The organism is Paraburkholderia sp. BCC1886, assembly GCF_900996245.1.
GTDB lineage: Bacteria > Pseudomonadota > Gammaproteobacteria > Burkholderiales > Burkholderiaceae > Paraburkholderia.
The window spans coordinates 45,687-68,653 of sequence record NZ_CAAJGK010000096.1 but is presented as its reverse complement, the minus strand read 5'-3'; the positions used below and the strand labels follow the sequence as shown (position 1 = coordinate 68,653).

Annotated in this window: 18 protein-coding genes and 1 pseudogene; 5 read left to right on the top strand and 14 right to left on the bottom strand. The window is 62.5% G+C overall.

The window, feature by feature from the left end; genetic code table 11:
- The first annotated feature begins 23 nt into the window (after positions 1-23).
- Entirely contained in the window at positions 24-1,499 is a 1,476-nt protein-coding gene (locus FQ746_RS28865; RefSeq protein WP_144113482.1) for an efflux transporter outer membrane subunit, read from the top strand.
- 51 nt (positions 1,500-1,550) lie between these two features.
- Here FQ746_RS28865 and FQ746_RS28860 read toward each other — a convergent pair whose 3' ends face one another.
- The gene (locus FQ746_RS28860) at positions 1,551-2,978 is read right to left on the bottom strand and encodes an aldehyde dehydrogenase family protein (RefSeq protein WP_144113206.1); all 1,428 of its coding nucleotides are present in this window, start codon (positions 2,976-2,978) and stop codon (positions 1,551-1,553) included.
- 153 nt (positions 2,979-3,131) lie between these two features.
- A complete protein-coding gene (locus FQ746_RS28855) occupies positions 3,132-4,307 on the bottom strand; it encodes a helix-turn-helix transcriptional regulator (RefSeq protein ID WP_260854196.1) in 1,176 nt (391 codons plus the stop codon).
- Between the two features lie 211 nt (positions 4,308-4,518).
- Between FQ746_RS28855 and FQ746_RS28850 the strand changes: the two genes are divergently transcribed.
- Positions 4,519-5,862, top strand: a complete 1,344-nt coding sequence (locus FQ746_RS28850; protein WP_144113205.1) for a UbiD family decarboxylase — start codon at positions 4,519-4,521, stop codon at positions 5,860-5,862.
- Positions 5,862-6,461, top strand: coding sequence for a UbiX family flavin prenyltransferase (locus tag FQ746_RS28845; protein ID WP_144113481.1), 600 nt, complete (start codon positions 5,862-5,864; stop codon positions 6,459-6,461). Before FQ746_RS28850 ends, FQ746_RS28845 begins: the two co-directional genes overlap by 1 nt.
- A gap of 52 nt (positions 6,462-6,513) precedes the next feature.
- Here the strand turns inward: FQ746_RS28845 and ilvD are convergent, their stop codons facing one another.
- The 9 genes and pseudogenes from ilvD to FQ746_RS28800 form a co-directional block, all read right to left on the bottom strand.
- Positions 6,514-8,373 carry a dihydroxy-acid dehydratase gene (gene ilvD, locus FQ746_RS28840; RefSeq protein ID WP_144113204.1) on the bottom strand — a complete coding sequence of 620 codons (1,860 nt, stop codon included), beginning with the start codon at positions 8,371-8,373 and terminating at the stop codon, positions 6,514-6,516.
- A 408-nt stretch (positions 8,374-8,781) separates the two neighbouring features.
- A complete protein-coding gene (locus FQ746_RS28835; RefSeq protein ID WP_144113203.1) occupies positions 8,782-9,264 on the bottom strand; it encodes a hypothetical protein in 483 nt (160 codons plus the stop codon).
- A 1,183-nt stretch (positions 9,265-10,447) separates the two neighbouring features.
- A pseudogene (locus FQ746_RS35365) lies at positions 10,448-11,045 on the bottom strand (filamentous hemagglutinin N-terminal domain-containing protein); the annotation flags it as partial.
- A gap of 246 nt (positions 11,046-11,291) precedes the next feature.
- Entirely contained in the window at positions 11,292-12,209 is a 918-nt protein-coding gene (locus FQ746_RS28825; RefSeq protein ID WP_144113201.1) for an ABC transporter permease, read from the bottom strand.
- Positions 12,206-12,988 carry an ATP-binding cassette domain-containing protein gene (locus tag FQ746_RS28820; RefSeq protein ID WP_144113479.1) on the bottom strand — a complete coding sequence of 261 codons (783 nt, stop codon included), beginning with the start codon at positions 12,986-12,988 and terminating at the stop codon, positions 12,206-12,208. Before FQ746_RS28820 ends, FQ746_RS28825 begins: the two co-directional genes overlap by 4 nt.
- A gap of 50 nt (positions 12,989-13,038) precedes the next feature.
- On the bottom strand, positions 13,039-14,079 hold the full coding sequence (locus FQ746_RS28815; protein ID WP_260854194.1) for an ABC transporter substrate-binding protein: 1,041 nt from the start codon (positions 14,077-14,079) through the stop codon (positions 13,039-13,041).
- A 113-nt stretch (positions 14,080-14,192) separates the two neighbouring features.
- The gene (locus FQ746_RS28810) at positions 14,193-15,665 is read right to left on the bottom strand and encodes a protoporphyrinogen/coproporphyrinogen oxidase (protein ID WP_260854193.1); all 1,473 of its coding nucleotides are present in this window, start codon (positions 15,663-15,665) and stop codon (positions 14,193-14,195) included.
- Positions 15,666-15,669: 4 nt separating this feature from the next.
- Positions 15,670-17,415: a thiamine pyrophosphate-dependent enzyme gene (locus FQ746_RS28805; protein ID WP_260854192.1), complete on the bottom strand. Its 1,746-nt coding sequence runs from the start codon at positions 17,413-17,415 to the stop codon at positions 15,670-15,672.
- Between the two features lie 144 nt (positions 17,416-17,559).
- A complete protein-coding gene (locus tag FQ746_RS28800) occupies positions 17,560-18,711 on the bottom strand; it encodes a porin (RefSeq protein WP_144113199.1) in 1,152 nt (383 codons plus the stop codon).
- A gap of 417 nt (positions 18,712-19,128) precedes the next feature.
- Here FQ746_RS28800 and FQ746_RS28795 point away from each other — a divergent pair, with 417 nt between their 5' ends.
- Both FQ746_RS28795 and FQ746_RS28790 read left to right on the top strand, forming a co-directional pair.
- Positions 19,129-20,163, top strand: a complete 1,035-nt coding sequence (locus FQ746_RS28795; RefSeq protein WP_144113198.1) for an ABC transporter substrate-binding protein — start codon at positions 19,129-19,131, stop codon at positions 20,161-20,163.
- 2 nt (positions 20,164-20,165) lie between these two features.
- Entirely contained in the window at positions 20,166-20,906 is a 741-nt protein-coding gene (locus FQ746_RS28790; RefSeq protein ID WP_144113197.1) for an aspartate/glutamate racemase family protein, read from the top strand.
- A 15-nt stretch (positions 20,907-20,921) separates the two neighbouring features.
- Here FQ746_RS28790 and andAa read toward each other — a convergent pair whose 3' ends face one another.
- The 3 genes from andAa to andAd are packed head-to-tail and all read right to left on the bottom strand — an operon-like array spanning position 20,922 to position 22,960.
- Positions 20,922-22,163 carry an anthranilate 1,2-dioxygenase system ferredoxin--NAD(+) reductase gene (andAa, locus tag FQ746_RS28785; protein WP_144113196.1) on the bottom strand — a complete coding sequence of 414 codons (1,242 nt, stop codon included), beginning with the start codon at positions 22,161-22,163 and terminating at the stop codon, positions 20,922-20,924.
- Positions 22,153-22,476, bottom strand: coding sequence for an anthranilate 1,2-dioxygenase ferredoxin subunit AndAb (gene andAb, locus FQ746_RS28780; RefSeq protein ID WP_144113195.1), 324 nt, complete (start codon positions 22,474-22,476; stop codon positions 22,153-22,155). Before andAb ends, andAa begins: the two co-directional genes overlap by 11 nt.
- 10 nt (positions 22,477-22,486) lie before the next feature.
- Positions 22,487-22,960, bottom strand: coding sequence for an anthranilate 1,2-dioxygenase small subunit AndAd (gene andAd, locus FQ746_RS28775; RefSeq protein ID WP_144113194.1), 474 nt, complete (start codon positions 22,958-22,960; stop codon positions 22,487-22,489).
- Positions 22,961-22,967: the final 7 nt, after the last annotated feature.

The window sequence follows — 22,967 nt, the reverse complement described above, 5'->3', positions numbered from 1 at the left end:
CGCCGAAGCAATCCGATTCGCTCATGCGTCTGGCCTCGCCTTTGCGTCCGCTAGCCGCCCTCACGCTCGCCCTGCTGATGAGCGGCTGCATGGTCGGCCCCGACTACCATCGTCCGCAGGTCAACGTGCCGGCGACCTACTCCGAGCTGCCGGGCTGGACTCAGGCCGAACCGAACGCCGCTGCGCCCAAAGGCGACTGGTGGACCGCGTTCGACGACCCGTTGATGAACGAGCTGGAGCCGCTGGTGTCCGTCTCCAATCAGACGGTGCGTCAGGACTACGCGAACTATCAGGAAGCACTGGCCGACGTGCGGGTCGCGCGCGCGGGTCTGTTCCCGACCGTCGGCGCAACCGGTTCGACGACGCGCCAGCGCGCCGCGAGCGGCACGACCGCGCGCGTGGTCAACTCCGGATCGCTGGAAGGCAACGTGAGCTGGGCGCCCGATCTGTGGGGCCAGGTGCGCCGCACGATCGAGCAGAATGCGGCGACCGCGCAAGCCAGCGAGGCAACGCTCGCCAACGCCACGCTCTCCGAGCAGGTGGCGCTCGCCACCGCGATTATCGACTTGCGGGTGAGCGATGCGAATGCCGACCTGCTGCGGCAAACGGTGGCGGCGTATCAGCGTTATCTGGACGTGATCTCCCAGCAGTCGCAGGCGGGCACGATCGCGCCGTCCGATCTGATTACCGCGCGCACGCAGCTGGAAAACGCGCAGTCCAGTCTGATCGCGCTCGGTGTGTCGCGCGCCGAATACACGCATGCGATCGCCGTGCTGGTCGGCAAGAACCCCGAAGAATTGACGATTCCGCCGAGCACCTCGATGCCGACGCTGCCGGGCATTCCTGTCGGCGTGCCGTCGACCTTGCTTGAGCGGCGCCCCGATATCGCCGTGGCGGAACGCGATATGGCGGCGCAGAACGCCGCGATCGGCGTGGCCGTGTCCGCTTATTACCCGGATGTGTCGCTATCGGCGCTGGACGGCTTTACACAGTCGCCGGTGTCCGGCCTGCTGCACATTGCGAACTACGTGTGGTCGCTCGGCGGCAGCGCGACGGAAACGCTGTTCGACGGCGGCTTGCGTAGTGCCGATGTCGATGCGGCAAAGGCCGCTTACGATGCCGCGCTGGCGAATTATCGCGGGACGGTGCTGACCGCCTTCAAGGATATCGAAGACGACCTCTCCGGCTTGCGCATTCTCGCGGAGCAGTCGGTCGTGCTGGACTCGGCAGTGGCCGATGCCAAGCAGGGTGCGGAGATCGCGTTCAACGAATATCAGGCGGGTACCGTCGACTACACCACGGTGGCGACCGCTCAGGCGACGGCGCTGAGCAGCCAGCAGACGGCATTGACGGTGCAGGAAAACCGTCTCGTGGATGCCGCGAATCTGTACGGCGATCTGGGCGGTGGATGGAGTGCCAACGATCTGCACGATGCGCGGCATCCGCTGAGCGCTGCGGTGAATACCGCGAGTGAAGCAGCCGTAGTGCAGCCGAAGTAAAACGTCCTGCGCGCCGCGACGATCGCGGCGCGCAGTTCCAACCAGATTCGATCAGCCCGCCGATTCCGCCAGCTTGTCCAGCGACGGCACCGCGCCTTCGTTCGCCAGCAGCGCACGCTTTCTGACGTAGCGCATGATGCTGGTCGCGCCGTAACGCGAACCGCCCATCCCCGACTTCTTGAAGGCGGTCTTCTCGCCCACGAACATCATCACGCGCGGCAGTTCCGTGTCGTTGATGCTCACCCCGCCCGCTTCCATCTTCGTCGCGAAGTCGCCGGCCGTGTGCGTGTCCGGACCGAACACCGCGCCGCTCAAACCGAAGATCGAATCGTTCATCAGGAATTCGGCTTGTGCTTCGTCGGTGAAGCGCATGACCGGCACCACCGGGCCGAACGTTTCTTCGGTCATGACGGTCATCGTGTGATCGACATCGGTGACGATGGTCGGATCGACCCACACCGCGCCGTCGACGGACTTGCTGTGACCGCCCATCACGATCTTCGCGCCCTTCGACACGGCGTCTTCCAGTTGCGCGTCGATGATCGCTGCCTGCCGCCCGAAAATCATCGGACCGTAGTGGCCGCCGTCGCCGGCCGCATGACTGCGGCGCATGCCGGCCGCCTGACGCGACAGTTCCGCGACCAGTGCGTCGTACAGCGACTCGTGCGCATACACGCGCTCGATCGCATAGCAGACCTGCCCCGAGTTATACAGCGCACTGCGCAGAATACTGGTGGCCGCGCGCTCGACGTCCGAGCCTGCGAGCACCACCGCCGCATCCTTGCCGCCCAGTTCCAGAAACGCCGGCACGAACGCCTGCGCAGCAGCTGTGGCAATTTTCTGGCCGGTCGGCACGCTGCCGGTGAACACCACCGCATCGGACTGCGTGACGATCGCCGCGCCGGTTTCCGCGCCACCCGTCACCAGATTGATGATGCCCTTCAGCGCCGGCACGGCTTCGATCGAGCGACGCAGCGGCTCGACGAAACGCGGCGTGACTTCGCTCGGTTTGATGACGACGGCCGCGCCCGCGACCAGCGCGGGAATCGCGTCGATGAACGACAGCACCAGCGGGAAATTCCACGGGCTGATCACGCCGACGACCGGATACGGCGAGTACGTGACCTTGAAGACGATGTCCGGATGCGCATCGAGTTTGCGGAACGGCGTGGCCAGCACTTCGGGCGCCGCTTCGCAGAAGCCGTGAATGAAGTGGATCACCGCGCCGAGTTCTTCGGCGGAGATGCGATGGCGCGCGGTGTCGACCGACAGCGCCGCGACGATCTCCTCGCCGAATACTTCGAGTTGCCCGGCCCACGCCGACAGCGCGGCGTTGCGGTGTTCCAGGCCACCTGCGGCCCACGCGCGCTGCGCGACGCGCGCCTCGGCGATGACCGCGCCGATCTGCGCGGCGTCGGCGGATTCGATCTGATAATCGGTCTCGCCGGTGCGAGGGTTGCGTACTGCGATCGACGTCATCGTATTTCCTTTTCCGTGTTAGTCGCCCGTGCGTCGACGGGCCGTGTCATGCATCGTGAACGCGGCGTAGCCAGCAATTCATCCGACGATGCAACGATGCTAACAACGGAAAAAAGCGAATGACATGCACCTATAGGCAATGCTGCCGATTTCCTAAATCAAAGAGCGTCGCTCCAATGCCCTGGCTTTGTCGGCGGCTGCCGCGTCCGTCGAAGCAGGGTTTTCGTCCTGGATCGCTGCGCGCTTCGGCACGCCCGAAGGCGCGACACTGGTCGGTGCATTGCCGGGAAGTTGCGTGACGGGACTCGCCAGACGACGCGCGTCTTTCGGCGCGAATCCGAAATACTCCCTGAACGCAGCGGTAAAACTGGTTTGATGCTGATAGCCCGCGGCAAGCGCAACCTGCCCGACCGGCAAACGTTCGTCGACCAGCAGATGCAACGCGTGATTCATCCGGCAGCGGTGCCCATATTCGAAGATCGTCATCCCATAGAGGAATTTGAAGCCGCGCTTGAGCTTCGACGCATTCGTGCCGACCGCGCGCGCCAGTTCCGGAATGGTCGGCGCGAGCCGCAGGTCGGAGACGATCATTTCGCGCGCCGCTTCGATCAGACGCAGGTCGCGGGCGGACAGCGTCTCGTTCGGCTTATCCACGTTCAGATGCGCGAGCCACATCTCGATGCACGCGCACAGAATCTCCGTGCACTTGCCTTCCAGATACAGCATCTGCCGCGCGCCTTTATAGGGCGAAGCCAGCAACTGTTCGGCAATCTGCAGCGCTTCCACGCTGAACGGCATCTGCCGGTTATAGATCTGGTCGTGCTCGACCGCGGCCAGTTCGGCGCGAATCCGGTCCGCCTCGCCGCCCAGCGAGCGCACCAGCCGGTCGAAATAGCGCTGCGTGACGTACATCCCGACCGACTGCCACGGGCCGGGCCCGCACGTCACCTGATAGCGCACGTCGCTGCCCTGACTGCACACCAGCAGATTGGGCGCATTCACATGCAGATGCCCGGTATCGGAAAAATCGACACTCGCCGGTCCCGACAGCGAGAAGTGGAATTCGACCAGCGCTTCGGGCAATACGCTCTCGGAACGGCTATGCGCGTAGTTGCAGTCGGACACCACGAGGAAGATCTCGTCGCGAATGCTCGCCATTTTCCACGAGCCTTCTTCCGCATCGCCCGGCACCGGCACGACCGCGCCGTACAGACCGAACTCGGGCAGGCTCACGCAGTCGGGCCGCGTGCGCAACTGGTCGAAGGCTTCGGTCAGGCGGGCTTGCGGGCCCGCAAGCGAGGTACGGAAGAGGCCGGCGGGACTAGTCATGTCTAACGCTCCAGATGCGCGGCGCAGATGCACGCCAAAGACGCATTATCGGCCGGTCAAAAAGCTGGCCCGTGGTGGAATCGATACGAATCGGCGCGCGCGGCATAAAAACCGTTTTGCCTAGAACGGCGCACCGATCGCCGAAACCGGTGGAAGAATCGGCCGGTTATAAATGCCGGGAACCCGACTTCTGCACACGAGACCTTGCACGATGAGACATTACCTTTCCCGGCTGCGCGCACGCGGTGAACTACTGAGCGTCACGCGTGAAGTCGATCCGCGCCATGAACTGGCCGCGGTCGCACGACGCCTGCAGCAGGAAACCACCAAACCCGTGCTGTTCGAAAACGTTCGCGGGAGCACCATGCCGGTTCTGCTGAACGTCTACACCGACCACGACCGCCTGCGCGAGATCATTCGCTGCAACGCGGACGAAACCTTCTGCGCGCGCCTCGACCGCGAAATCTCGCTGGCGACGACGCTCGATACGCCGACCGAAAACGTCGCGCTGCCGGCCGACTGGATGACCGGCAAGCTGTCGGATCTGCCGATTCCCACCTATCACGAGCGCGATGGCGCACCGTATATCACCGCCGGCGTATTTCTCGCGAAGGATCCGGATAGCGGGCGCAACAACCTGTCGTTTCATCGCTCGATGTTCGTCTCCGACGACGAACTGCGCATTCGCCTGGGCAGCAGTCACGATCTCGCGCAGTTCCAGGCGCGCGCCGAAGCGCGTGGCGAGGCGCTCGAAGCCGTCATTCTGATTGGTGCGGCGCCGGAGATTTTCATGAGCGCGTGCGTGTCGCTGCCGCCGGACGGCGACGAGATGTCGCTCGCCGCCACCATGCGCGGCGGTCCGATTGCGATGCGCCGTGCGCTGACCGTCGATCTCGACGTGCCGGTGTCCGCGGAGATCGTGATCGAAGGCCGCATTTTGCCGAACGTGCGCCGCCCCGAAGGTCCGTTCGGCGAGTTCATGGGTTACTACGTCGAAGTGGGCGACAACCACGTGTTCGAGGTCACGCATGTCGGCTGGCGCGAAGGCGCCGTGTTTCAGGGCCTGATTTGCGGATCCGACGAAGATCTGCGCCCGCTGGAAGCCGCGACCGCGGCGCGCATCTACAAGGCCATTTCGAGCCAGGTGCGCGGCGTGCTCGACGTGAGCTGCCAGCCGACCGTGATGAACACCATCATCAAGATCGACAAGCAGTACGACGGTCATGCGCAGCACGCGTTGCTCGCCGCGCTTGGATCGCATCTGGACTACAACAAGCTGGTCATCGTGGTCGACAAGGACGTCGACATCTACAACCTCGACGAAGTGATCTGGGCGTTCCTGACCCGAGGCCGCGCCGATACCCGCACGATGGTGCTGCACGACGTTCCCGGCTTCTACCGCGACGCGCACAAGGACCATTGGGGCCGTCTCGCGATCGACGCGACCAAGCCCTGGGGTCGCGAAGCCGAGTTCGAACGCAAGAAGATTCCGGGCGTGGACAGCATCGTGCTCGGCGATTATCTGCCGCAATTCAACAAGCCGGCCTTGTCATGATGAACGCCGACAGCACGCGAGGGCCGTCCATCGTCGTTGCCATTACCGGCGCGACCGGTGCGATCTACGGCGTGCGTTTGCTGGCCGCGCTGCGGGCCGGCGGCGCACGCACCCACCTCGTGGTCTCGCGCGCCGGCTGGCTGACCTTGCACGACGAGATGGGCATGGACCGCGCCGCGCTGCGCGATGCAGCGGACGTGTATCACGATCAGAACGAAGTCGGCGCGAGTATCGCGAGCGGCTCGTTCCGGCACGACGGCATGGTGATCGCCCCGTGTTCGATGAAGACACTGGCCGCCGTCGCGCACGGTCTGGACGACAACCTGATTTCGCGCGCCGCCGATGTCACATTGAAGGAGCGCCGCAAGCTCGTCATGCTCGCGCGCGAGACGCCGTTGACGCTCGCGCATCTGCGCAATATGACGCTGGTGACGGAGATGGGCGCGGTGGTGATGCCGCCGTTGCCCGCGTTCTATGCGAAGCCCGAGAGTATCGAGGCGATGGTCGATTACACGGTGCAGCGGGTGCTGGATCAGTTAGGGTTGAACCGGGAGGATGCTTATCGGCGATGGGCGGGTCTCGGCGCCGGGCGGGCGTAAAAAAACCGCTCCGTGGAGCGGTTTTTGCGGCTTCTGCAGGGCTTCTGCCGTACTAGTCGTCGAGCAACGACAGGTCGCGCACTGCGCCCTTGTCGGCCGACATCACCAGCTTCGCATATGCCTTGAGCGCAGCCGACACCTTGCGCGGACGCGGCTTGGCCGGCTTCCAACCCTTCGCATTCTGTTCTTCGCGACGGCGTGCCAGTTCCTCGTCGGAGAGCAGCACGTCGATGGTCCGGTTCGGAATGTCGATGCGGATCTTGTCGCCGTCGCGCACGAGTCCGATCGCGCCGCCCGCTGCCGCTTCCGGCGAGCAGTGGCCAATCGACAGACCCGACGTGCCACCCGAGAAGCGGCCATCGGTCAACAACGCGCAGGCTTTGCCCAGACCTTTCGACTTGATATAGCTCGTCGGGTACAGCATTTCCTGCATGCCGGGGCCGCCCTTCGGGCCTTCGTAGCGCACGATCACCACGTCGCCCGCCTTGACCTTGCCCGCCAGAATATTTTCGACCGCTTCGTCCTGCGACTCGGTGACGTGAGCGGAGCCTTCGAACACCAGAATGCTTTCGTCGACGCCCGCGGTCTTCACCACGCAACCGTCGAGCGCGATATTGCCCGTCAGCACCGCGAGGCCGCCTTCCTTCGAGAACGCGTGTTCATACGAGCGGATGCAGCCTTCGGCGCGGTCGAGATCGAGACTCGGCCAGCGCGAGTTCTGGCTGAACGCCACCTGCGTCGGAATGCCCGCGGGACCGGCCATATAGAAATGACGGACCGCTTCGTCCTGGGTGCGAACGATGTCCCATTGATCCAGCGCTTCTTTCAGCGTCGCCGAGTGCACGGTGGGCAGTTCGGTATGCAGTTTGCCCGCGCGGTCCAGTTCGCCGAGGATCGCCATGATGCCGCCCGCGCGATGCACGTCTTCGATGTGATACTTGTTCGTGTTCGGCGCGACCTTGCACAACTGCGGCACGCTGCGCGACAGACGGTCGATGTCCGTCATCGTGAAGTCGATTTCCGCTTCGCGGGCGATGGCCAGCAAGTGCAGGATCGTGTTGGTCGAGCCGCCCATTGCGATGTCGAGCGTCATCGCGTTTTCGAAAGCCTTGAAGCCTACCGAGCGCGGCAGCACGCGTTCGTCGTCCTGCTCGTAGTACTGGCGGGCCAGTTCCACGACGCGACGGCCGGCGCGCTTGAAGAGCTGTTCGCGGTCCGCGTGAGTGGCCACGACCGTACCGTTGCCGGGCAACGAGAGACCGAGCGCTTCGGTCAGGCAGTTCATCGAGTTGGCCGTGAACATGCCCGAGCACGAACCGCAGGTCGGGCACGCGGAGCGTTCCACTTCGGCGACGTCGGCGTCGGAGTAGGACTCGTCGGCAGCGATCACCATGGCGTCGACCAGGTCGAGCTTCTTGAACTCCATGGTCTTCGTGACGGGGTTCGCGAGGCGCGTCTTGCCCGCTTCCATCGGACCGCCGGAGACGAAGATGACGGGGATGTTCAGGCGCATGGCTGCCATCAGCATGCCGGGGGTGATCTTGTCGCAATTGGAGATGCACACCATGGCGTCGGCGCAGTGGGCATTGACCATGTACTCGACCGAGTCCGCGATGATGTCGCGGCTGGGCAGCGAGTACAGCATGCCGTCGTGGCCCATGGCGATGCCGTCGTCCACGGCGATCGTGTTGAATTCCTTGGCGACACCGCCGGCGGCTTCGATTTCACGCGCGACGAGCTGGCCGAGGTCTTTCAGGTGCACGTGCCCGGGCACGAACTGCGTGAACGAGTTGACCACCGCGATGATGGGCTTCGAGAAGTCTTCGTCTTTCATGCCGGTGGCGCGCCACAGGGAGCGCGCCCCCGCCATGTTGCGGCCGGCGGTGGAGGTTTTGGAACGGTATGTGGGCATGGTGGTGGCTGTAGCTTTGAAGAAAGATCGCAGAAAGGATGCAGGCCACGTGTTTTGGGGCCCTGGGACGCCCGTGCGAACAACCTCTTGAGCTGCGGTTTGGGCAAACTGCGGGATTATTGCATAGGTGGGAGGGGGGTGGCGTTGGGGTGGGGCGGTGGATGATGGGTCGCGTTGGGTTTTGCTGATGAAAGCTACCTTTGTTTTTTGGACTTCTCTTGTTCTGATTTTCCAGTCGTCTCCGGTATAACGTTGACCGGTTGGTGTTTTTCGCTTGCCCGTCTTTGAATGGTTGTTTTGTCGAGCCTTCAAGATCGCTAACGTTGCCGTTGTTCGCGGATGGCCGGCCATCACCATTCCCGCTGTTCAGCTTCGCATTACCCGGCAAATACCCCGAATTGCTCGATTTCAAGAAGCAGCAAGATTTCCGGCAATCTCGCAGAAAACGTCATCTGACGATTCGAAACTCATAATCGCATTTTCATAAGCGTCCAAGTTCGCGCCAAGCCATGCTTCCGCCGGACGGCGAAGATGAACCTTTACGACCACACTAAACTCGTCTGCACTAACAATACCCACCAATACATCGGTAGGCATAATTGTCCGCCAAGTATCAAATAAACCCCTTAGCAGCAGTATGGCCTGAGCCAAAGGCGTCTTAGCGGCATAGTCCTCAATATGCAGCGAGTTCACGAAACACTCGTAACCTGTGCGATCAGGAAAGCTCGATCTCAATATGTTAAGACTTTTGGCGACGAAAGCGCGAAGTACGTAACACTCGTCCCGAAATTCAAATCCCTTTTGCGCGATTTCCATCAGCGTTGGAGTGAGATGAGCTTTGAGATCGACAGACTTCAATAACGTGACCATTGCTGTATTCGCCTTCATCATTGACCTCCGAGGTACTTGTTGAGTCCTTCTGGATCGCCGCATCAAAAACTCGGATCGTTCAACAACTTGTTCACCGAATTTGGCGCATCTGAAAACGAGTTGGTGGTTGGATCATACGAGTATTTGTTTCCTCGATTATCCTGATAGTGGATCTGCCCCGGACGTTGACTTGGGTTCGGATTTTCTACATCAATGCGTTCGCTGCTGTCTCCCTTCCAAATAGTCTTGCTTGCAATCTGACGGTCGTTCTCGCCTAACATCCTCGCGGATTGTTGGTCGCTACCGCTGTTGAATGTTGCATTACCGGCCCCATACATAGCTGCCCCACCACTGTGACGACATGATCGACCAGTGCCTTCACCGCGCCCCCAACCGGCGTGAAAATCTGCTCGATCAGGCGTGGGGCGCCAACCGGCGTTACCAACGCTCCCAGTTTTATCGTCGGATCAAGTGCAGACCTCTCATTGCAGAGTTGATTCTCATTGGTTACCTCCAATGAGCCTTGCAACGACGTCCGGTTTGCCGAGCGCAACCAAGCCGACTTCAAGATCATCAAAATAGCCAACACGTTGAAAAATGATGCCGTCGTTATTAACGTTAGACTGGATTAATTGGAAATCCTCGCACAACCGCCCCGACCATCCGCTAGACTCTGACAAAGCCGGCGCGATGCCGGGTAGAGCAAGTAGGTAAGTACACGATCCCGGCTGCATTGTCTCCGGAATAGATACCAAGGTATCCTCTTCAAGGCGAACGGCACCAAATAACTTCAGCTTTCCGCTTTGCTCAACTATGAATTCTCTTCTATCTTGCAAAGCATCGAAATCTATACCCGGAACCTTTAAAGATTTAAAGAGTTTCTTGTGCCGTATGATACGCGTGTCATCCTGCCAACGCGTATCCCCGAGTAGGAGCCAAAGGTGATATCCGCTCATACGGTCGCATATCGCGCTATATACAAAATGCAGAATCTCGATGAGCGCCGCATCGTGCGGCCGTCTCCTTGCGATCCAATCGGCGGCTGATAATGCGGCCGTCTGCTCGTATGTTGAACGTTCCAGTCTGACGAGATTATTTTTTGCGAATGCATCTTCGGCCACGCCAACAGTTATCTCAGTAGTCATAGTGGTTTCCCGCTGGATCGTTAAAATGGGCGCCTCGATTCTGCGGGTCATTTTCCCCAAAAAAATGGCCGCATTCGCCTTGATCGCGCGTGAAAGCAGGTCGACCTGATCGACATCGCGAACATCGAGCCCCGAGCCTTCGATGGTGATGAGCCCGCCCTTGACGTTGAAGCCGGCCAAAGAACCATCGGCGGCGAGATTCGGCGTACCCGTGGTCAGAATCGCGCGCGACGTGTTGATGAAACCGCCGCCATTCACGCTGATACCCGAGCCGTTCGCAATGACGACCTCGGCACGTTGCCCCGCGACTTCGACACGACCTTTAATCTGACTCGCCGCGGCGCTGTTCACCTGATTAACGATCACTCGCGCCGACTGGCCGGCGGCAAGATTGGGATTCCCGTTGACCATCCCCGCCTGCTGCGTCTGCACGATCGCCGGCGAGTTATTCAGAATGACGCCAGGCTTCTGCACATCGAACTGGCTGTAGGTATTCATCGACACGCCAGCGCCAGACGGTCGATTGATATCGGCCTGCGGTAGTCCGTTACGTGTCTGCACGACCGAAGGCGCATGCTCACCACCCGGAACGATCTGCGCATCGCACACCGCAGACAGCAAACCGGAGACTGCCAGCGCCGCCAAGGCGACGTGCATTAGCCGGTAGTGTTTTTTATCCATCTCTCGTGTCGTTATGCTTATTTTTAACGACACGTAATCTAGCGTCAGACCAGCCGCTCAGGCTATCGACACCAACGCAACTTATGCAGAAACAACACTCACTGCCAAATCGGATTTCTCCTATTGCATCAGCGAACCAGCCCGAGAGCCCCCCAAAAAACAAGAAAGCCTCGCGCAATGCGAGGCCTTCTTTAAACAATCAATCTATCGACAACCAAAAACTCAACTCACCACCATCCCCGCCTTCTTCCTCGCACCACTCGCCGGCCGCTTCTTTCTCGCCGCCATCGACAGCAACGTCAGCAACACGAACAACGCCGTCACCAGTTTCAAATCGGAAGGCTGGAACCCGATCGCCAGCACCGCCGAGATCAACTGGAAGTAGATGATCGATCCCAACACCGGCGCAATGACCTGCCGCGTCATCGAACGGTTCCCGATCACCGCCTCACCAAGCAGCAACGCAGCAAGCCCGTTCACCAGCACCCCGAACCCCATATTCACATCGGCAAACCCCTGGTTCTGCGCGAGCATCGCTCCACCCAGCGCCGCGAACAGATTCGCGAGCCCCAACCCGACCAGCGTATAAACCTTCACGTTGATCCCTTGCGCCTTCGCCATCGACGGGCTCGAACCGATTGCCCGCATCGCGAGTCCATGCTGCGTGCCGAGGAACCACAACACACCCGCGCCAATCGCGATATCGATCACCGCCAGCATCACGATGCGCGGCAAGTAACCGCCACCGTCATCGGGCAACCAGGAGAAGATGCTCGGAAACGCGAACAGCGCCGAGTTCGGCTGCCCCATCACGCGAATATTCACCGAGTACAACATCGACAACACCAGAATCCCGCACAGCAGCGTGTTGATCTTTGCCTTCTCATGAATGTAGCCCGTCACCAGGCCCGCGACGAAGCCCGCCAGCGCACCGCCCAGCAGCGCCGCCACCGGATTCAGTCCGACCATCAGCAACTTCGCGCAGACGCATGCGCCGAACGGAAACGCGCCCTCGCCCGTCATGTCCGAAAAATTCAGAATCCGGAAAGGGATCATGATCGCAATCGCAATGAGCGCATACGTCAGCCCTTGCATCATGCCCACCGGTACCAGACCGATAAAACCGCTCAGTAGATTCATGCGTTCACCGTCATCGCAATCGGCGGCTCTTCGTTGAAGGTCGCCATCAGTTTTTCCATCGTCATCGTGCGCTTCGCTTCGCCCGTCAGATCGCCGACGATGCGGCCATCGCGCATCATCACCAGACGGTTGCCGTAGTCGAGCGCGTGCTGCATGTTGTGCGTGACCATCAGCGTGGTCAGGTTCGCTTCGCGCACGACCTGCTCGGTCACGCGCATCACGATCGCCGCCGTGCGCGGGTCGAGCGCAGCCGTGTGCTCGTCGAGCAGCAGCAATTGCGGACGCTGCAACACGGCCATCAGCAACGACAACGCCTGGCGCTGGCCACCCGAGAGCAACGAGGCCTTCGCCTTCAGCCGCTTTTCCAGACCGAGATTGAAAGACGCGAGACGCTCGTGGAATTCCTTCGACTGCGCGCGCGTCATGCCCAGACCGAAACCGCGTTTCAGGCCGCGCAGGTTCGCGACCGCGAGGTTCTCTTCGAGACTGAGCGCGGCGGCCGTGCCGATCGACGGGTCCTGGAACACGCGCGAAATGTACTTTGCGCGCTTGTGCGTGGGCAACGACGTAATGTCGCTGCCGTCCACGGCAATCACCCCGGTATCGGGTGTCACTTCACCGGCCAGCATGTTCAGGAACGTCGATTTGCCTGCTCCGTTGCCGCCCACCACGACCGCAAAATCGCCGGCGGCGAGTTTCAGCGAGACGTCGGTCAGCGCAATACGCTCGTCGACGGTGCCCGCATGAAAGGTCTTGCTGACTTTCTCGACCGAGAGCATCGGAATATGTTTCTCACGCATGGTCGTGACCTTGGCCCTGACTCGGCCGCTTAATTGATGAAGCATTGGCAGTCCTCGAAACTCTTGGGTATGGTCAACCCCAGCTTCGCGAACTGGGTCTTGCTCAACGACGTCACGTAATCCGTCGGGGCGGGTTTCAACACGGGCAGCGCCGTGGTCGGCTCGCCCTTCAACACGCGTGCGGCCTGTTTGGCGGCGTTCGCGCCGACCGATTCCAGCGACACGGCATACGACGCGGTCGCCATCCCCTTCTTGATGGCTTCGGTCTCGGAGCTCAGAACGGGCACCTTCATGCGCATCATGCTGGCGGCCACCGCCGGAATTGCCGACTGCACGAGATTCGATCCGGTGATATAGACGAAGCCCACGCCCTTGAGCATCTGCGCGCGTTGTTCGATGTCGTTGACGCTATCCACGCTCACCGGCTTGAAATCGAGACCGGCGCGTTTGGCGGCGTCGCCGAGTGCTTTGGTGGTGACGACGTCGTTGGCTTCGCCAGGGTTGTACAGCGTGCCGAACGACTTCACGCCGGGAAAGGCTTTCTTCGCGAAGTCGAGCACGGCGTCGAAGTTCTGCAGATCGGACGAGCCCGTGAAGCGGTCGCTGCCATGCGCCCAGTCGGGCACGAGACCGGCGGCGACCGGATCGGTCACTTCGGTGAAGACCAGCGGAATCTTGCGATCCGTCACCGCCGCGCGAGCGACTTGCGACACCGAGGTCGTCACGGTCAGGATCATCGCCGGGTGCTTCGAGAGGATCTGCGAGAACATCTGCGGCATCAGCGCCTGCGTGAAATTCGCATCGCTATAAACGTAGGCGACGTTCTTGCCGTCGACGTAGCCCTCTTTCGACATCTCGTCCTTGAAACCCTGAATCGTCTTCGCGAGCGACGGATGCGGCCCGAGGCTCGCAATGCCGATCGTCGTGACGCCCGCGGTTTGTGCCGGCACCGGCGCGGCGCTCAGGCCCAGCATCACGGCGGCGGCGCCGAGCAGCGTGTTGCGCAACGTCGCCAATACCCCACCGTGAAAACTGGCAGACGATCGTAAAGCCTCGAGAGATAACTTCATTGCAAGATTTTCCTGTTAGCTGATTGGCACGATGACTTTGTAGCATCGAACCCCCAGCTGAACTTATTCAGCGGCGCGCTACTGCCGTTTCGCTAAAAGTTGCGACGTTTTGCCTAGTTTTTTGCGGGAACCGACGCACGAACCGGCGCCTGATTCACCACCCGCTGCAAAACGATCTGCGCAGCGCGCTCGCCGCTGGCGCACGCGCCCGTCAGCAGCGCCTGAGCGGTCCAGTCGCCGCAATACACCAGCGGCCGGTCGAGCGCCCGCGCGGGGCTCTCCTGCCATTGCCAGAAAGCCTGTAGCCGCGCGCCGTAGCCCGGCGAGAACACCGGCAGCTTGCGTGGAATCCACTGGTTCACGACGCTCACTACCTGCGCATCGAAATCGGGAATGCGTTGCCGCAATTCGTCGCGCAGCAGCACGTCGAGTTCGCCGGTCAGGCCGCGTGCTTGCGCTTCCTCCGCGGCTTCCGGCGTCAACTGGCAATAGATCTGCGTGAGCGGGCGGCCTTGCGCGGGCGCAGCGGGCAGTTGCTGATAGGTGGCGATGCGGCTCGGCGTGTCGCGCGTCGCGAAGTCCATGACGGGCGGCAGCGGGCCCGCGAAACCGTAGTGCACCACGCCGAGCGAGTTATAGCGCACGTGCTCGAGCATCGCGCGCTCGGCGTCGAGCGGCGCCTCGACCAGTTGCCGCGCGAGCGAGCCTTCCACCGCGCAGACGATGTGATCGAAGCGATGCACCTCGCCGTCGGCCAGCGTCAGCGACATGGCCGGCTGGGTGGCGTCGGAGTGATGTCTGCGGATCGACGTCACGCGCGTGCCCATGCGGACCGTCAGTTGCGCGGCCAGCGCCGCGCACACGCGCCCCATGCCACCCTTCAGCGTGTACACGGTGTCTTCACCGATCAGATGCGGCACCGTGGTCAGATAGAACAACGCCGAGAGCGTCTCCGGGTTGAAGCTGCGGGTCGCGCGAAACACGGGCTCGACCATCGTCTTCAGGACATTCGGGCCGATGCGCTCGCGCGTGAAGTCGGCCAGCGTCAGACGATCGAACGCCGGATCGACGTCCATCGCGCTGGTTGCCCAGTCGGGGTCCACGCGGCCTTTGAGCGCGCGCATCTGCAGCGCGTGACGGATCATCGCGAGCCGTTCGGTCAATCGCAAACCAGGCGTGGCGAGCGAGCGCGCCGACGGCATCAGCTCGATCGTATGGCGGCCGCCGCCGGGCGCGACGCATTGCGCAGTGAGGTTTTTCAACGGCACGAGCACGTCGCCGAGCGACAGGTCCGCGATCAGCCGGTTGAACGCCTTGCCGAACGGATAGACGAGCCGCGCGCCGCTATTGAATGCGATATCGCCGACCTTGCGGTCGCCCATCCGCCCGCCGACGACCTGCTCGCCTTCGAATACGGTGACCTGCAGGCCGGCTTGCTGCAACCGGTATGCAGCGGTCAGGCCGGCGATGCCGGAGCCGACCACGGCGACGGTGTGAGGACTGGAGGCGCGTGATGCGACGGAAGACAGAACCGCGGAGTGATCGATCGATGCGTTCATATTGGTTTGACTGGAGAGTTCGGGCATCGCATCAAGCCAGTGGCTTGCCGACCGTGGACGGCACCCGCACTTCGATCAGCTTGACGCCGGGGAGCGCGAGCGCGCGCGCGAGTGCCGGTGCGAAACCGGCGGTGTCGGTCACGGTGGCGCCGTCGGCGCCGAACGCACGCGCGAAGGCGGCGAAATCGACCGCGCCGAGCGCGGTGCCGGTCGCGCGGCCGAACATCCGGCGTTGCGCGCCGTCGATCGCACCATACGAGCAGTTATTCACGACGATCACGAGCAGGGAAAGGCCGAGTCTCACAGCCGTTTCGAGTTCTTCGGCGTGCATCATCAGGCAGCCGTCGCCGGCAATCGCGACGATCTGGCGAGGCGCGCTCGGCGTGAGCGCGGCGCCGATCGCGGCCGACAAGCCATAACCCATCGCGCCGCTCTTCGGACCCAACTGCGTGTGGTACCGGCGATGCTTCAGATACCGCTGCGGCCACACCGCATAGGCACCCGCGCCGGAAGTGACCAGTGCATCCGGTTCGAGCGCGGCATCGAGCGTCGCGTAGACCGAGCGCAAATCGACCGGACCTTCGCAGCGACCGCTTTCGATAAAGGCCAGCCGGTCACGCCGCGCAGCAGCGCACCATTCGCCACGCGCGTCGCGGAGTTCGGGTGCGCACCAGGCGGCACCGGCGGACGTGCCGCTCGATTCGGCCCACGCGGCGACGAAGCCGTTCGGGTCGCTTTGCACGGCGAGGTCCGGGTGATACACGGCGTTCAACTCGTTGGCCTCGGCGTGAATCTGCACGAGCCTGAACGCACCGCTGCGTGCGCGTGCCGGATCGATCAGCGTGAATCCTTTGAACGAGCCCGCGCCGACCGTATTCAATTCGCCGAGACGGCCGTTCAGCACGATCAGCAGATCGGCCTCGGCAATGCGTCTAGCCAGCGCCGCGTCGACACCCAGCCCGATTTCACCGATAAAACCCGCATCGTCGTGATCGATCAGGTCGCGGCGGCGGTACGTCGTCGCCACCGGAATCGCGTGGCGCGCGGCTAGCACGGTCAATTCAAGCAACGCATCGGCTTGCCATCCGGTGCCGCCGACCAGCAGCACCGGCTGCTTCGCGTGCGTCATCATGTCGCGCAAGGTGGCGAGGTCCGCGGACGCAATAGCCGGTCGCGGCAGTCGGGGCAGCACGGGGTCCGCGACGACCGCGCGCTGCTGCGCGATGTCTTCGGGCATCACGAGCACTACGGGGCCGCGTCGGCCAGTCATCGCGACGTGCCACGCGCGCGTCAGCATTTCCCCGATGCGTTCGGGCGCATCGATCACGCCGACCCATTTGGTCAACGGCCCGAACACACGCTGGAAGTCGTCGGGGTTCAGCATCGCCTCGCGGCCCGACGACTCGCTGCCGGCCTGTCCGACGATCATGATCAAGGGCGCGCTATCGGTATAGGCCGTGTGAATCGCCAGCGTCGTATTGAGCGCGCCCGGCGCGCGTGCCGCAAGGCAGATGCCGGGCTGGTCGCTCATCTGACCGATCGCCTGGGCGGCGTAAGCCATGCCCGCTTCGTGACGGAAACTCGCGAGACGGATAGACGGCGCGCGCACGGCGAGCGCATCGACCAGTTCCAGAATGCCCTCGCCGGGGATGAACGTCACCGCGGGCACGCCGAAGCCGCTCAGTGCATCGGCAAGGATAGCCGCGCCATGACGGGCGGCCGGCTGGGCGTCTTCCGCGTCGGGGCGGACCCCGTTTGAAACGACCTTCGAATTCACACTGACTCCAATTGCAAATACCGAAACGCCCGTCGTGCGAGCCTCTGACCGCGCTCGCCCAACGGACGTCTCAAACACCGTCACCGCACGACGCTGCAACGTCATGCGATGCGGCGCGCCTCATCATGGCGTCGCCAGCCCTCATTAGAACCGATGAAAAATACCTGCGGTGACGGCAACCTGACGTTTGCTGCTCGACGCACCGCCACTGCCGCTCGCGTATTCGATGTTGGCATGCTGCGCATCGCCCGCTGCCAGCTGGAAAATCCCCGTGACGTACAACGCGGTGCGACGCGACAGGAAATAATTGTTGATGACCGAGAACTGGTGATATTTCGGCGAGAAGTCGGTCGGCTGGATGCTGCCGGTCGTGTACACGTAGTCGGCCGCGACCTGATAAGCCGGCGTGAAGTAGTGGCTCGCGTTCGCTTCGATGTTGGTGTAGCTGGCACGGCCGTGCGTAAGGCCGAGTTGCGCGACGCCCAGATTGTCGAAGCGGCTATGTGTGACGACCATCGCGACCGACGTGGTCTTCGTAATCGCGTACGAGCCGCCCGCGCCGTACAACTCCATGCTCGTCGGTGCGATGGCGTACGACACCGTCGGCGAATTCGCCGAGATCGACGCGAACTGCGAGGTGGTCCACAGGCCTTCGCTAGCGGCCGAAGCCGGGTGATTCATGCGCATGTAAGCGGCCGACAGTTTGAGCGGACCTTGCGCATAGTTCAGACCGAAGCCGACCGCGCTCTGATTGCCGAAGCTGCCCGCCACGCCGCCGAAGCTGTACAGCAAGCCCGCCTGCAAACCGCGATACGACGGCGACACGTACTTCACCGCGTTGTTGGTGCGGAACTGGTAGTTGAAGTTATTGTTGTCGCCGACCGTGGCGGTGTAGCCGTTCCACATGAGCGGCGACGAATACTGTGCGAGCCAGTCCTGCGTCAGGTCGTATTGACGGCCGAAGGTCAACGAGCCCCAGCCCTCGTCCTGCAAGCCCACGTATGCCTGGCGGCCGAACTCCCGGCTGCCCTGCGCGGCCGAGCCGGTGTTCGGATTGAAGCCGCCTTCGAGCACGAACAGCGTGCGCATGCCGCCGCCCAGATCTTCGACGCCCCGGAAGCCCCACCGGCTCGGACCGTTCGCCGTACCGATCGACGAGCCCTTGAGCGAGTTGTTCGAGTAGATCAGGCCTTCCATCAATACGCCGTACAGCGTGACACTGGAGCCGGAGGCGCTTTGCGCGTGAGCGGCCGCGGCCATCGAGAGAAGCAACACTGCGGAACAGATTCGTTTCATGTTAAAAGAGTCCGGTTGATACGCCAGTAACAGGCTGTGGGGCAGCCTCGGTGATGAAATAGTGGCGTGCTGAAACGTAGATGCAGCACCAGGACGAAGACTAAAAAGTGCGGGACGGGCTGACAATCGACTCAAAATAGTTAGAACCGATTTCCTTCATCTGAGAATCGCTTGACTAGAGCGAACTGAAAAGCGATTTAAGGCTTGCTGTAATCGTGGTCAAAGCCTGCGATGGCAGCGAGCCGCTACTTTTGATAGGCAATCGGAACTGTTTATTTTGTCGGTATGGGCGCATGCAAGCCGGGTGAAGACAATCGGACTGTCGCGGTCGTGGCGCGCTGCCGCGCTGGTCAGTTCGCCAGCCGCTGCCTGGCGCCCGCTTCGCTCTCTCCACCGTTTTCTTCAGGCTTCGACGACATGAACGTTCATCAAACCATCGCCCGGCTTGCCGGCATGCGCCTCAACCGTCTTGCACTGGCACTCGCCGCTGTTGCCGGCGTCGCAGCGTTGTCGGTCAGCCTGCCGGGCCGCGCCGCCGACGCGCCCGCGCCGCTGGTGGTCGGGATTGCCAACTTCGGTCCGCATCCGGCACTCGCTCGCACCATCGCGGGCTTCAAGCAGCAGATGGAAAAAGACGGTTACGTCGAAGGCAAAACTGTCAAATACGCGTACAGCGACGCAAATTTCACACCGAGCCTGATTCCGCAAACGCTCGCGCAAATCCTGTCGCAACATCCCGCGGTCATCCTGACCATTACCACGCCGGTCGCCCAGGCTGCCGTGCGCAATGTGAACGACGCCAGCATTCCGCTGGTGTTCTCGCAGATCACCGATCCGGTCAAAGCCGGCATCGTACCCGACTGGCAGCACGGCGGCGCCCGCATTACGGGCACGTCGAGCGCGACCGACTACCACGCCGTGCTGGCTTTCGCCAAACAGGTGTTCCCGAAGGCCAAAAGCTTCGGCGTGCTCTACAACGCGGGCGAAGTGAACGACGTCGCGGCCATTGCGAGCCTCAAGGAAGCCGCCGACAAGGCCGGTTTGACGATGGTCGCGAATTCCGTCGATTCGACGGTCGACGTGCCGCAACGCACGGGCACGATGCGCGGCGTCGACTTCTTCTATGCAATCGGCTCGAACCTCGTACAGTCGTCGTTACCGGCAGTGGCATCGGTCACGGACCGCATGCATATTCCGATTCTCAGCGCAGAACATGAGTTGATCCGCAAGGGCGACATCATTACGGTCGCCTACGCGCCGTCGTACGAGTCGCAAGGCGCGCACGCCGCCGATCTCGCGGTGCAGATGCTGCATGGCGCGAAGCCCGCGTCGCTGCCGACCTATCGCGCGGTGCCCTCCGACTACGTGGCGCTCATCAACCGTCGCAAGCTGAAAGAACTCGGCTTGCCGCTGCCCGCGACGCTGGATCAGTGCAACTGCTTCGTGAATTGACCATGACGCGCTCCTCTTCGCCACGACGACAACGCACTATTCACGGCGTGAGCCTCGGCATCCTGATGCTCGACACGGGTTTCGAGCGCCTGCCCGGCGATATCGGTCACGGCGCCACGTGGGATTTTCCGGTGCAGTACGCGCGGCTCGAAGGCGTGAGCGGGCCGGACGTCATCGCCGCGACCGGTGGCGACCTGCTCGCCGCCGCGCCGCTGCTCGACCGTTTCGTCGAAGCCGCGAAGGACCTCGCCGCGCTCGGTGTCGACGGCATCACGACGAGTTGCGGCTTTCTCGTGTCGTTCCAGCAGGCGCTCGCCGAGCGTTGCCCGGTGCCGGTCGCAACCTCCAGCCTGTTGCAGATTCCGTCGATCGCCGCGCTGCTGCCCGCCAGACAGCGCGTCGGCATTCTGACCGCGCGCGAAGTGTCGCTCACCGCGACGCATCTTCGCGCGGCCAGCGCTCCGCTCGATCTGCCGGTTGCGGGTCTCGCCGAAGACAGTCGTTTCCTGCGCAACAATCTCACGAACGCCGCGAGCGTGAGTTTCGACGAACAGGCCGCCGACGTACTCGACTGCGCCGGGCGCCTGTTGACGGCTCATCCGGAGGTCGGCGCGATCGTCAGCGAATGCAGTAACTTCGCGCCGTATTCGGCGTTGGTCGCGAAACGGTTCGACGTGCCGGTCTTCGACATCGTGTCGATGATCGAATGGTTTCACGCCGGGCTGCGGCCCCGGCGCTGGTGAAAGCCGGCTTCTCCTTCAGATGAACGTGCGCAACGCAATCGCCGGGTCGCCCAACGCTCCTGGCTCGACGATTTTTCCCGACGCCATCAAACGCCGGCATGCGCCGATGTCACGCCCCGCGTTGACCGCCGCCACCGCCTCGATCTTGCCGCCCGCACCCAGAGCAAGCAGCGTGAGCGAACGGTTGTCGGCACTGCGGCGCGTCACCAGCGTCTGCTGCGGATCGAACAGTCCCAGCGTTTGCAGATTGCAATCGTACTGATCCGACCACAGCCACGGGATCTCCGCGTACGTCTGGGCTGCTTCGTCGTCGAGCATGTTGGCGGCGGCGATCGCCGGCTGGTTCTCCGCGACCTGCCACGACTCCACCCGCAAGTGACAGCCCAGCAGAGGATTGAAATGCCGCGTCACTTCGCCCGCCGCAAAAATCGCAGGATCGCTGGTGCGGCACGCAGCATCCACGACGATGCCGTTGTCGACTTCGAGCCCGGACTGCTGCGCCAGTTCGACGTTCGGCACGACTCCGATACCGATCACGACGACGTCCGCGACAATCGCACCGCGGCTGGTTTCGACGATCGTTTCGTTTAGTGCTTCGTTTTGCGCTTCAGAACGATGAATGCCCTGCACGGCCGTGCCCAAACGCACATCCACACCATGCCCTGCATGCAGCGACAAAATGAATTCGCCGACCGCTGCCGGCATCGACCGTTGCAACAAGGCTTCGGCAGGTTCGATGAGCGTGACGCTGCAACCCAGCGTCGCCGCCGACGCCGCGACTTCCAGACCGATAAAGCCGCCGCCGATCACCGCGACCCGCTTGCCCGGCAGCAGCACGGCACGCAACGCGCGCGCGTCCGCCACCGTGCGCACGTAATGCAAGGGCACGCGCGTTTCGTCGACACCGGGAAAACGGCGCACACGCGAGCCGGTTGCGATCAGCAGGCGCTCGTACGCGAGCCGGCTGCCGTCGGCCAACTGCACCGTACGCGCCGGCCGGTCGATTGCCTCGACCGCCACGCCCAGACGCAGTTCGATACGCTGGGCGTCGTACCACGCGCGATCGCGAATGAAGGCGCGCTGCTCACCCGCTTCGCTGGTGAGTGCGTCTTTCGACAGCACCGGGCGGTCGTACGGCAACTCCGGTTCCGCACCGATCATCACGACGCGTGCGTCTTCATTGAGCGCGCGCAATGTCTCGGCTGCACGCCGCGCGGCGTGACCCGCGCCGACGATCACATACGGTTCACGCGACATGAATTTCGACCTTGCCCGCGACGATCCGGATCGGGTACGTGCGCACTGCTTCCGTCACCGGCGCGCAACGCGGCGCGCCGTTACGGATGTCGAACAGGCCCTGATGCAGCGGACATTCCACACAACCGTCCTCGACATAACCTTCCGACAACCGTGCATGACCATGCGTGCACAGATCGTGCAAGGCAAAGACTTCGTCGCCGAGACGGAAAATCGCCACCGGCTTGTCGCCCGCTATGACTGCGACAGGCTCGCCCTCGGTGAAATCGTCGAGCGTGCCGAGCGCTTGCCAGCCGTCTACTAACTGTTCCATCGCAAGCTCCTCAGATCGGCGTGGCGAGCAGGGTCTGCACGCGCGAAGTATCGTAAATCACGCGCTTGGCCTTGTAGCGCAGACCATCGGGTGTACGCACCACGCGGTCGTAGTACTTGCCCGCCTGATACACGCTCGACTCGCCATTGGTGCGCGTCTGGATCACCACGTAGTTGCTTTCCGTTTCGATCACGCCGTCTTTCTCGCCGATCACCGCGAGCCCCGACGTCATGTGCCGGTAGCTGTGCTCTTCGAAAATATTCGCGTTGCGCAGCGACACCACGCGGTCGCGCAGCATCTTCTGGTTATTGCAGTAGATGATGCCGATCGGCAGACCCATATCGGCGTTTTCCTTCGGCACGATTTCGTACAGGCAGTCTTCCGTGAACAGCGTGGGCCACGCTTCGAGCCGGTCGTTATCGAGGTTGTTGATGTATTGATCCTGCAGCATGTGCAGTTCGAACCACAGCTTCATCTGTTCCATGTCCGTT